The sequence below is a fragment of the Rhodoferax sp. genome (assembly GCF_039922535.1).
GTDB lineage: Bacteria > Pseudomonadota > Gammaproteobacteria > Burkholderiales > Burkholderiaceae_C > Rhodoferax_B.
In genome coordinates this window covers 1-11,276 of record NZ_JBDTEM010000398.1, presented here as the reverse complement: position 1 = coordinate 11,276, position 11,276 = coordinate 1, and the positions used below count along the sequence as shown (strand labels likewise).

Sequence of the window (11,276 nt, the reverse complement as noted above, 5' to 3'; positions counted from 1 at the left end):
GGTCCCGACCACATGCTGCTGTTACGCCAACTAGGCCCATATGACTATGAGAGCCTGGCTGTGGGCCGCTGCGCAAGCACGGTGGTGTCCAAGACCGGACTTACCGTAGCCCATACAGATGAAGCAGGAGTGGTACTGGTTTTTCGCCGCAGCTTTGCCGACTACACCTGGCGCTTGCTGGAGCGCACCGCCCTGCCCTACCGCATGTGCATCACCAGCCCGGCGCAATGTGCCGACCCCGTGTTCACCCCCTTGTTTGAAACCGTTTAGGAATTTGTGCCATGACAACCGAAAGCTTCTTCTCCGTGGGTGTGGCCCAGGCCGACCCCGCCGTCAGCGTCGCGATGGACCATGAACTGCAACGCCAGCGCGAGCAGATCGAACTCATCGCCTCGGAAAACATCGTCTCCAAAGCCGTACTCGAAGCCCAGGGCTCGGTGCTGACCAACAAGTACGCCGAAGGCTACCCCGGCAAGCGCTACTACGGCGGCTGCGAGCACGTGGATGTGGTCGAAGCCCTGGCTATAGAGCGCCTGTGCCAACTGTTTGGCTGCGAATACGCCAACGTGCAGCCGCATTCCGGCGCGCAGGCCAACACCGCCGTCATGCTGGCGCTGGTGCAGCCGGGCGACACCGTGCTGGGCATGTCGCTGTCGGCAGGCGGTCATTTGACGCACGGCGCCAAACCGGCGCTGTCGGGCAAATGGTTCAAGGCTGTGCAATACGGCGTGCGCCGTGCCGACTCGCTGATCGACTACGACGAAGTCGAAGCCCTGGCCGTAGAGCACCAACCCAAGATGATCATTGCAGGCTTCTCGGCCTACCCCCGCACCATTGACTGGGCGCGTTTTCGAGCCATCGCCGACAAGGTGGGGGCCTACCTGATGGTGGACATGGCCCACGTGGCCGGTCTGGTCGCTACCGGCGTGTACCCCAGCCCGGTGCCGCACGCCCATGTGACCACCTCCACCACCCACAAAACCTTGCGCGGCCCCCGTGGTGGCGTGATTTTGACCAACGACGAAGCGCTGTCGAAGAAGATCAACTCCGCCGTGTTCCCCGGTTCGCAAGGCGGCCCGCTGATGCACGTGATTGCGGCCAAGGCCGTGGCCTTTGGCGAAGCCCTACAACCCAGCTTCAAGACCTACACCCAACAGGTCGTGGCCAACGCCAAGGCCCTGGGTGCCGTACTCAAGGCCGGTGGCCTGGACCTGGTCACCGGCGGCACCGACAACCACCTGCTGCTGGTCGATCTGCGCCCCCTGGGCCTGAAAGGCAACACCACCGAAGTGGCATTGGAGCGCGCGGGCATCACCTGCAACAAGAACGGCATACCGTTTGACGACGAAAAGCCCACCATCACCTCGGGCATCCGCGTCGGCACGGCAGCGGGCACCACGCGCGGATTCGGCGTGGCCGAATTTGAAGAAGTGGGCCGTTTGATGCTGGAAGTGTTCAACAGCCTGAAAACCAAGCCCGAAGGCGATGCCGTCCTGGAAGCCTCGGTCTACGCTCGCGTCAAAGCCCTGACCGCACGTTTCCCCCTTTACGCCTAAAAGGACACACCATGAGCTCCCTGCACCAAGACTCCATCGTCATTGACGGCCTCATCATCGCCAACCTGAACCGCAGCGTATTTGAAGACATGAAAAAGGGCGGTTTGGCCGCCGCCAACTGCACCGTCTCGGTGTGGGACGACTTCCCGAAGACGGTCGACAACATCGGCCAGCTCAAACAGTTAATACGCGACAACAGCGACTTGGTCACCCTGGCCCGCAACACGGCAGACATCGTCCAAGCCAAGGCCGATGGCAAGACCGGTATCGTCCTGGGCTTTCAAAACGCCCATGCCTTTGAAGACAACCTCGGCTACATCGAGGCCTTCCACGACATGGGTGTGCGCGTAGTCCAGCTTTGCTACAACACGCAGAACCTCGTGGGCACCGGCTGCTATGAGCGCGATGGCGGGCTTTCCGGCTACGGCCGCGAGGTCATCGCCGAGATGAACCGTGTAGGCATCATGGTGGACCTGTCGCACGTGGGCAGCAAAACCTCGGAAGAAGCCATCCTGGCCTCCACCAAGCCCGTGGCGTATACCCACTGCCTACCCCTGGGCCTGAAGGACCACCCGCGCAACAAGAGCGATGCCGAGCTGAAATTCATCGCCGACCACGGTGGCTTCATCGGCGTGACCATGTTCTCGCCCTTCCTCAAGCGCGGCAATGCATCGACCGTGCACGACTACGTCGAGGCCATCGACTACGTCATCAACATCGTGGGCGAAGACTGCGTGGGCCTGGGTTCTGACTTCACCCAAGGCCACGGCCATGAGTTCTTCGACATGCTGACGCACGACAAAGGCCGCTGGCGTCGCCTGACCACCTTCGGCGAAGTGATCAACCCCGAAGGCATTCGCACCATCGGCGACTTCCCTAACCTCACGACCACGATGCAGCAAACCGGCTGGTCTGACGCCCGCATCACCAAGGTACTGGGTGCCAACTGGATGAAATTCTTCGACCAGGTCTGGGGTACCTAAGGTACACCAGCCACAGATTTCACCGCCCCTTCGCATTCCCTTTCCATAACCAAGAGTTAGCTGCTATGACCGTTTCGTCCCCCCCCCGCAAACGCCGTGCGTTCCTCACGCAGACTTTAGGTCTGTCCGCATTGGCCCTGTCCGGCAGCGCATTCGCCCAGACCAAACCCACCATCAAGATCGCCTTTGTCGATGGCTGGTCTGACAGCGTAGCCACTACCAACCTGGCGGCCACCATCATCCGTACCAAGCTGGGTTACCCGGTCGAGCTGGTGCCGTTGGCCGCGGGCATCATGTGGCAAGGCGTAGCGCGCGGCGATATTGATGCCACGCTGTCGGCATGGTTGCCTGTGACCCACGAAGCCTACTTGGCCAACTTCAAGGACAAAGTGCAAATTCTGGGTGCCAATTACCCTGGTGCCAAGATTGGTCTGATCGTGCCCGACTACGTCAAAGCCACCAGTCTGGCCGACCTGAACAGCCACAAGGCTGATTTTGGCGACCGTATCGTCGGTATCGATGCCGGTGCCGGTGTGATGAAGAAGACCGAAGAAGCCATCAAAGCCTACGGCCTGGAAATGCGCCTGCAGCCCAGCTCTGGCCCGGCTATGGCCGCCGAACTGGACCGCGCCTACCGCGCCAACAAAGCCATTGCCGTCACCGGCTGGATTCCGCACTGGATGTTTGCCAAGTACAAGCTGCGCTTCCTGGCCGATCCCAAGAACATCTACGGTGCCGAAGAGCATGTGGACAGCGTGATCAACCCCGGCCTGAACGCCAAGGCACCTGCCGTCGTGGCCTTCCTGAAAAAGCTGTCGTGGAAGCCTGAAGAAATCGGTGCGGTCATGCTCGCCGTCGAAGGCGGTGCCAAGCCCGAAGCCGCAGCCGAAAAATGGATTGCCGACAACCCCGCGCGCGTCGCCGGCTGGTTGGCATAAACCACCGATAGGCCTGTGCCGGGCGGCACAGGCCACCCAGGCACAGCCCCCACAAGCTCACCCAGGAACCCACATGCAACCCCAACTCCCCATCGAAGTCAACGAAACCACCGGCGTGTGGACCACCGACAAACTGCCGATGATTTACGTGCCGCGGCACTTCTTCGTCAACAACCACGTGGAAACCGAAGCTGTGGTGGGCCGCGAGGTCTATGCCCCGGCGCTGTACAAAGCCGGCTACCGCTCCGCCTACTTTTGGTGCCAGCAAGAATCCGCCACCCACGGCCTGACCGGCATGGCGGTGTATGAGCACTACCTCAAACGCCTGTCGCAGCGCGGCTGGGGCCTGTTCAAGTTCGCCAGCGCCGATGCCACCACCGGCCACGCGCAGATCCAACTGGACCATTCGGTATTTGTGCTGGCGCAGGGCATTGCCGGTGTGCCGGTAGACCGCAGCAAGGTCTGCTACCTGTTCGCAGGCTGGTTCTCGGGTGCGATGGACTGGGTGCTGGAAACCAGCGGCTCCGCAGTGCGCACCACCAGCACCGAGACCCAATGTGCCGCCGAGGGCCATGCCCACTGCGTGTTCACCGTCAGCCCCCTTTAATTTCTTTTTAGAGCACCGCCATGCGCTATCCGCATTTGTTTGAGCCCATCCGCCTGAACCAGGTGCTGTTGCGCAACCGCATCGTCAGTACCGCGCACGCCGAGGTGTATGCCGAGGGCGGTAACCCCACCGAGCGCTACATCCGCTACTACGAAGAAAAAGCCAAGGGCGGTGTGGGCCTGGCGATTTGCGGTGGCTCCAGCCCAGTATCGCGCGACAGCCCCTGGTCGTGGTGGAGCTCTATCAATCTGGCCACCAACAAGGTCATCGAGCCGTTGGCCACGCTGGCCGATACCATGCACAAGCATGGCGCCAAGCTCATGATCCAGGCCACCCACATGGGGCGGCGCAACGCCTGGCACGGCTTCGACTGGCCGCACCTGGTCAGCCCCTCGGGCATCCGCGAGCCGGTGCACCGTGGCAACGCCAAAACCATCGAAATCGAAGAAATTCGCCGCATCGCCGCCGACTACGGCCGCGCCGCCAAGCGCGTCAAAGACGCGGGCCTGGACGGCATCGAAATCTCCGCCGCGCACCAGCAACTGATCGACCAGTTCTGGAGCCCCCGCGTCAACCACCGTACCGACGAATACGGCGGTAGCCTGGAAAACCGCCTGCGCTTCGGCATGGAAGTGCTGGAGGCCGTGCGCGAACAGGTCGGCAGCGACTTCTGCGTCGGCATGCGCATGTGCGGCGATGAATTCCATGAAGACGGCATCAGCCACGAAATGGCCAAGGAAATCGCCCAGGCCATGAGCGAAAGCGGCCTGATCGACTTTCTCAGCGTGGTCGGCTCCGGTGCCGATACCCACAATACCCTGGTCAACTGCATGCCGCCCATGGCGCTGCCACCCGAGCCCTTTGTGCACCTGGCCGCCGGCATCAAATCCGTCAGCAAAGTGCCCGTCATGCACGCCCAGAGCATCCGCGACGCATCGCAGGCCGAGCGCATCCTGGCTACCGGCATGGTGGACATGGTGGGCATGACCCGCGCGCAGATTGCCGACCCGCACATGGTCATCAAGATCCGCGACGGCAAAGAAGACCAAATCAAACAATGCGTGGGTGCCAACTACTGCATCGACCGCCAGTACAACGGCCTGGACGTGCTGTGCATCCAGAATGCCGCCACCAGCCGCGAAGAAACCATGCCCCACGTGATCGAAAAGACCACGGGCGTGCGCCGCAAGGTCGTGGTGGTCGGTGCAGGCCCTGCCGGGCTGGAAGCGGCCCGCGTGGCACGTGAGCGCGGCCACGACGTGGTGCTGTTCGAGAAGAACGCCCTGGTCGGCGGGCAGGTCAATCTGGCCGCCAAGCCGCCCAAGCGCGAACAAATGGCCGGCATCATCCGCTGGTTCGACATGGAAACCGTGCGCCTGGGCGTGGACCGCCGCCTGGGTGTGGCCGCCACGCAAGAGATGATCCTGGCTGAAAAGCCCGACATCGTGGTGCTGGCCACCGGCGGCGTGCCGCACACCGGCCAAACCCCGGCCTGGGGTGCCGCCGAAGGCCTGTGCGTCAGCGGCTGGGACATTTTGTCTGGCGCGGTTGCCCCGGGTGAAAACGTGCTGGTCTACGACAGCATCAGCACCCATGCGGGCACCGGCGTGGCCGACTTCATCGCCGCCCGCGGCAAGCTGGTGGAGATCGTCACCCCCGACGTAAAGGTGGCCGACGACGTGGGCGGCACCACCTTCCCCATCTTCTACCGCCAGCTCTACGCCAACGGCGTGATCCAGACCCCCAACCACTGGCTGGAAAAAGTCTACAAAGAAGGCGACAAGCTGATCGCCGTGCTGAAAAACGAGTACACCGAAGCGTTGGAAGAGCGCGCTGTGGACCAGGTGGTGGTCGAGAACGGCATTCTGCCGAACGACGGCCTGTACTGGCAGCTGAAACCCCTGTCGATGAACAAGGGCCAGACCGACATCGAAGCGCTGTATGACGCACTGCCCCAGCCCGGCCTGAGCCAAACCACGGGCAACGGCAACTTCCTGCTGTACCGCGTGGGCGACTGCGTGTCGATGCACAACATCCACGCCGCCATCTACGACTCACTGCGTCTGTGCAAGGACTTTTAAGATGCTGTCGCACCTTGTAAGCACCATCTTCTGGCTGGCAGTCCTGGGCCTGGCCTGGGGCATGGCCCGCCGGGCAGTTATATGGAAAACAGGCCGTTCACGCAGTGTGGACCTGCGCGGGCTGCTACAAATACCAAAGCGTTACTTTGTCGATCTGCACGATGTGGTGGCGCGCGAGCCGTTTGTGGCCCGCGCCCACGTGGGCGTGGCGGGCGGCGCGATTCTGGCGCTGGCGCTGGTGGCGCTGAACTACGGCCTGGGCCTGTACTGGCCGCTGCTGGACGGCATTTTGCTGCTGGCCGGGTTGATGATGCTGGCCGGTAGTATCGCCATGGCTTCGCGTCGCCGCAATGCCCCAACCCGCCTGTCCAAAGGCCCTTGGAGCCGCCTGCCCTACTCGCTGATGCTATTTGCGGTGGCCGTGGCGCTGGTAGGCGCAGTGGCACTCACCGGCACCGCCCTGGCCCCCTGGTTGGCAGGTCTGATCAGCCTGGCATTTGCCGCAGGCGCTGCGGAGCTGGCCTTTGGCATTGGCCTGGGCGGCCCTATGAAGCATGCCGTCGCCGGTCTGCTGCACCTGGGCCTGCACCCCCGACCCGAGCGTTTTGGCAGCGCCAGCGAAAAGCGTTTCGCCACGGCCCTGCAGCCGCTCACGCTCACCCCCGAAGACATGGGTGTCGGCAAGCCTGCCGATTTCGCCTGGAACAAGCTGCTGTCTTTCGATGCCTGCGTGCAGTGCGGCAAGTGCGAAGCCGCTTGTCCCGCGTTTGCCGCTGGCCAGCCGCTGAACCCCAAGAAGCTGATCCAGGATCTGGTGGTCGGCATGAGCGCCAAATCGGACGCGCACTACGCTGGCAGCCCCTACCCCGGCCAAAAAGTAGGCGAACATGCGGGTGCACCCCATCTGCCCATCGTCAACGGTCTGATCAACTCCGACACGCTCTGGTCCTGCACCACCTGCCGCGCCTGCGTGCAAGAGTGCCCCATGCTGATCGAGCACGTGGATGCCATCGTGGACATGCGCCGACACATCACCCTGGTGACCGGCGTGGTGCCCAACAAGGGCGGTGAAGCGCTGGAACAGCTGCGCGACACCGACACCGTGGGTGGCTTCCCGCTGACCGCGCGCCACCACTGGGCCGCAGATTTGAACCTACCGGTGCTGGAAGCTGACAGCCAAACCGACTGGCTGGTGCTGGTAGGCGAAGGCGGATTCGACATGCGCTACCAGCGCACCTTGCGCGCCTTCATCAAAACGCTACAAAAAGCAGAGCTAAAAATCGCCATCCTGGGCGCGGCAGAGACCGATTGCGGTGACCTGGCACGGCGCCTGGGCGACGAAGCCGGTTTCCAACGCCTGTCCAAGCAGCTCATCGCCACACTCAAGACCCGCAAGTTCCAGCACATCGTCACCCCGGATCCGCACATCTTCCACTCGCTGAAAAACGAGTTCCCGGCGATGGGTGGAGATTTCGACGTGTGGCACCACACCCAGCTGCTGGCCGATCTGCTGACCAAGCAAACCCTGAAGCCCACCCGCGCAGGCAGCCTGGAAGCCGTGACCTACCACGACCCCTGCTACCTGGGCCGCTATGGCCGCGAAGTGGATGCCCCGCGCGCCGTGCTCAAAGGCATTGGCATCAAAGTGGTGGAGATGGAACGCAGCCGTGAACGCGGTCGCTGTTGTGGCGGTGGCGGCGGCGCGCCGTTCACCGATATTCCCGGCACCACCCGCATCCCGGACATCCGCATTGCCGATGCCAAAAGCACCGGTGCAGGCGTGGTGGCCGTGGCCTGCCCCAACTGCACCGCCATGCTCGAAGGCGTGGTCGGGCCCCGGCCCGAAGTACTGGACATTGCCGAACTGATGGCCCACGCCTTGGAGCTCGCATAAATGTGTTCCCCCCCAGTCTTCGCGCACTGCGTGTCGCTTTCGCCAACCCCCTGCATGGGGCGATACCGACGGTCCGGCAAAGCCGGTCCCGTGGTATCCCGCGGTTGGTCCGCCATTCAAAAACTTGGGGGCTCCATTGTCGCTAACACATAACACCCGCCGGATTGACCCGCGCCGCCCCGCCATCATCACGCCCGCAGGCCTGCGCCGCATTATTCTGGGCAGCAGCGAAGGCGAACGCTTGACGGCCAACGCCGCCCATGGCCCCGCCGTCAAACCTGTGCGTAGCCAAGGCCCGTTTACCCGCTGCACGCTAGTCGTCACCCACGCCGAGCGCGGAGCCTTGACCGACGGCGCGCGCCAAGCCATTGCCGCCGCCGCCATTCTGGCCACGGCAGACACCGAAGTCGTGGTGGCCGTGCTGGGTGCCTGCGGTGACGATACTGAAGCCCTGGGCGTAGACAAGCTGCTGGTGCTGGACAGTTTCGACCCCAGCGCCTACCAGCCCAGCGCCTGCGTACAGTGGTTGCAAGGCCTGCACGCCACGCTGACCCCAGCGCAGTGGTTGTTCGCCGACAGCGCCGCCGACGGCCAGTTAGGCCGCCGGTTTGCGGTATCCGCCAGCCTGGGCCTGCAATGTGGCGTGGTGGAACTGGCCGCCGACAGTCTGCGTGTGCCCGCCAATGTGCAGCATGACTGGCTACGCCCCCATGCGCCCGTGCTGCTGCTGGCCAAGGGCGTGGCCAGCACCAAGCTGCCGTTCGTCGGCCTGGGCCTGCGCATCGCCGCACCGGCCTTGCCCAACGCAGCCGAAGGCGGCATTGAAGACCTCGGCATGAAGGCCGGTGACCCGCAAACCCTGGCGCTGGAAGAAGCCGATTTCATCCTCGCCGCAGGCAATGGCGTGACCGACCTGCCCCTGTTCCACACGCTGGCGCTGGAAGTGGGCGCGGCCGTAGGGGCATCGCGTGTGGCGGTGGACGATGGCCGCTTTGCCCGCGCGCAGCAAATTGGGGCCACCGGCAAAACCGTCTCGGCCTCGGGCTATCTGGCGCTGGGCATCTCGGGCGCAGTGCAGCATCTGCAAGGCATCAAGGACTGCCGCCACGTGATCGCGGTGAACCTGGATGCCTCGGCCCCTATCGCCCGCCGCGCCGACCTGACCGTGGTGGAAGACAGCGCGGCTTTGATGCAAGCCCTGTTGGGCCTGGTCCGTAAAGAAAAAGAGGGCGTATGAGCCAAATCACCGTATTGGTAGCTCCGCGCAGCCATCCCACCAGCCAGCGTCTGACCCGCTGCCAGGCCGATGCCACGGCGGCCACGCTGGCCCTGGGCCTGAAGTTGCCCGTGCGCCTGCTGTGTGCAGGCAATATGCCCGACGCTGTGGCCCGAGACTACCTAGCCCTGGGCGTGCCGGTGGTGGAAGTACTGCAATGCGCCGCCGATGCCCCGCTGGTCGAGACGCTACTGCCTGCCCTGCGCGATGTGGCCCTGGTGCTGACCGGCACCCGGTCTGATGCCGACCAGGGCTCGGGTGTACTGCCCTACGCCTTGGCGGCAGCGCTCGGGCGGCCCGTGGTGACCGACGTGCTCAACGTGGAAGCCGACGGCGCTGGCTGGATCGTCACCCAGGCCCTGCCCAAGGGCGCACGGCGGCGTTTAAAGGTGCAGGCCCCGGCGGTGCTGGCCATCAGCGCGGCAGCGCCGTTGACGCTGCGCCATTCGCTGGCCGACGCAGTGGCGGGCAAGATTGTGCGCACCGCAGCCGCCAGCGTGGCACCTGTAGCGGCTTCCGGCACACTGGTCGCCACCCGCAAGCGCCGCAAACTGCTCGAAGCCAAAACCGTGCAATCCGGCCATGCCCGCATGCTGGGCGCCATCGAATCGCCCTCTACCGGCGGCGTGGTGCTGCAGACCGGCAGCGCCGACACCAAAGCCCAAGCAGTGCTTGATTACCTGCGCACCCATTCTCTTGTGACCTTTTGAGGAGACACCCCATGACCAACCTATCTGCGCAAACCCCACAGACATCCATGGATTCGGCGGCAAAGCCGATCCGAAACATGGATGTGTCTGCCATCCTGACCCGCGAATTGCTGGCCCGCCGCAAACCCGGCTACAGCCTGGAGGCCCCGTTCTACCTCAGCGAAACCATCCTGCAGACCGACATGGAGCACATCTTCGGCAAGCACTGGATCTTTGTGGCGGTAGAGCCGCAAGTGCCTGAAGCCGGTGACTACATCACGGTCGATTTCGGCACCAACTCCATCCTGATCGTGCGCGACGACGACATGAACGTCCAGGCCTTCCACAACGTCTGCCGCCACCGCGGCTCGCGGCTGTGCGCCGAGCCCAAGGGCATTGTGGGCAACATTGTCTGCCCCTACCACCAGTGGACCTACGACCTGACCGGCAAGCTGATCCATGCCAAGCACATGGGCGACGACTTTGATTCCAGCGGCCTGGGCCTGAAACCCGTGCATATCCGCAATATGGCCGGGCTGCTGTTCATCTGCCTGGCCGAGAACCCACCCGAAGACTTTGCGCAGATGGCCGCCGAGATGACCCCCTACATTGCCCCGCACCAGCTCAGCCAGTGCAAAGTGGCGGCGCAGGTCGACATCATCGAAGACTGCAACTGGAAGCTGACGATGGAAAACAACCGCGAGTGCTACCACTGCATGAGCAACCATCCCGAGCTGACCATTTCGCTGTACGAGTACGGTTTTGGCTACCAGCCCGACGAGCACAACAAGGCCGACCTGCAACGCTTCCAGGACATCATGGCCGCCAACCACGAGCGCTGGGAAGGCATGGGCCTGCCCTCCGCCGAGATCGACACGCTGGACGACCGCATCACCGGTTTCCGCACCCAGCGCCTGCCGATTGACCGCAGCGGCCAGTCGCAGACCATGAACGCCGAAGTGGCATCCAAGAAATTGCTTGCAGACTTTGTAGACCCGGCGCTCGGTGGCCTGTCTTTTTGGACCCAACCCAATTCCTGGCACCACTTCATGAGCGACCACATCGTTAGCTTCACTGTGCTGCCGATTTCGGCCACTAAAACCCTGGTGCGCACCACCTGGTGCGTGCACAAGGATGCGGTGGAAGGCGTGGACTACACCAAGGAAAACCTCACCGCCGTGTGGAACGCCACCAACGACCAGGACCGCCGTTTGGTGGAAGAGTCGCAAATCGGCATTTCCACCGGTGCCTA

10 protein-coding genes are annotated in these 11,276 nt (G+C 63.4%); all 10 read left to right on the top strand.

Annotation, left to right across the window (positions count from 1 at the left end):
* On the top strand, window positions 1–270 hold a 270-nt coding region (locus ABI213_RS18890; RefSeq protein ID WP_348028229.1), incomplete at its 5' end, for a sarcosine oxidase subunit gamma family protein.
* Window positions 271–281: 11 nt separating this feature from the next.
* Complete coding sequence (glyA, locus tag ABI213_RS18885) at window positions 282–1,556, top strand: serine hydroxymethyltransferase (protein ID WP_348004996.1); 1,275 nt, start codon at window positions 282–284, stop codon at window positions 1,554–1,556.
* A gap of 11 nt (window positions 1,557–1,567) precedes the next feature.
* On the top strand, window positions 1,568–2,539 hold the full coding sequence (locus ABI213_RS18880) for a dipeptidase (RefSeq protein ID WP_348004995.1): 972 nt from the start codon (window positions 1,568–1,570) through the stop codon (window positions 2,537–2,539).
* 65 nt (window positions 2,540–2,604) lie between these two features.
* Window positions 2,605–3,477 carry a glycine betaine ABC transporter substrate-binding protein gene (locus ABI213_RS18875; protein ID WP_348004994.1) on the top strand — a complete coding sequence of 291 codons (873 nt, stop codon included), beginning with the start codon at window positions 2,605–2,607 and terminating at the stop codon, window positions 3,475–3,477.
* A 73-nt stretch (window positions 3,478–3,550) separates the two neighbouring features.
* Window positions 3,551–4,084, top strand: a complete 534-nt coding sequence (locus ABI213_RS18870; protein ID WP_348004993.1) for a DUF5943 domain-containing protein — start codon at window positions 3,551–3,553, stop codon at window positions 4,082–4,084.
* Between the two features lie 20 nt (window positions 4,085–4,104).
* Window positions 4,105–6,165: an NADH:flavin oxidoreductase gene (locus tag ABI213_RS18865; protein WP_348004992.1), complete on the top strand. Its 2,061-nt coding sequence runs from the start codon at window positions 4,105–4,107 to the stop codon at window positions 6,163–6,165.
* A gap of 1 nt (window position 6,166) precedes the next feature.
* Window positions 6,167–8,059 (top strand): (Fe-S)-binding protein, encoded by a 1,893-nt coding sequence (locus ABI213_RS18860; RefSeq protein ID WP_348004991.1) that lies wholly within the window; start codon window positions 6,167–6,169, stop codon window positions 8,057–8,059.
* Between the two features lie 136 nt (window positions 8,060–8,195).
* Entirely contained in the window at window positions 8,196–9,296 is a 1,101-nt protein-coding gene (locus tag ABI213_RS18855) for an electron transfer flavoprotein subunit alpha/FixB family protein (RefSeq protein ID WP_348004990.1), read from the top strand.
* Window positions 9,293–10,045 carry a hypothetical protein gene (locus ABI213_RS18850; RefSeq protein ID WP_348004989.1) on the top strand — a complete coding sequence of 251 codons (753 nt, stop codon included), beginning with the start codon at window positions 9,293–9,295 and terminating at the stop codon, window positions 10,043–10,045. Before ABI213_RS18855 ends, ABI213_RS18850 begins: the two co-directional genes overlap by 4 nt.
* 77 nt (window positions 10,046–10,122) lie before the next feature.
* On the top strand, window positions 10,123–11,276 hold a 1,154-nt coding region (locus ABI213_RS18845; protein WP_348028231.1), incomplete at its 3' end, for an aromatic ring-hydroxylating dioxygenase subunit alpha.

Coding starts and splice junctions, on each gene's coding strand:
- ABI213_RS18880 (WP_348004995.1), top strand. CDS start 1,568: ATGAGCTCCCTGCACCAAGACTCCATCGTCATTGACGGCCTCATCATC.
- glyA (WP_348004996.1), top strand. CDS start 282: ATGACAACCGAAAGCTTCTTCTCCGTGGGTGTGGCCCAGGCCGACCCC.
- ABI213_RS18865 (WP_348004992.1), top strand. CDS start 4,105: ATGCGCTATCCGCATTTGTTTGAGCCCATCCGCCTGAACCAGGTGCTG.
- ABI213_RS18860 (WP_348004991.1), top strand. CDS start 6,167: ATGCTGTCGCACCTTGTAAGCACCATCTTCTGGCTGGCAGTCCTGGGC.
- ABI213_RS18870 (WP_348004993.1), top strand. CDS start 3,551: ATGCAACCCCAACTCCCCATCGAAGTCAACGAAACCACCGGCGTGTGG.
- ABI213_RS18875 (WP_348004994.1), top strand. CDS start 2,605: ATGACCGTTTCGTCCCCCCCCCGCAAACGCCGTGCGTTCCTCACGCAG.
- ABI213_RS18850 (WP_348004989.1), top strand. CDS start 9,293: ATGAGCCAAATCACCGTATTGGTAGCTCCGCGCAGCCATCCCACCAGC.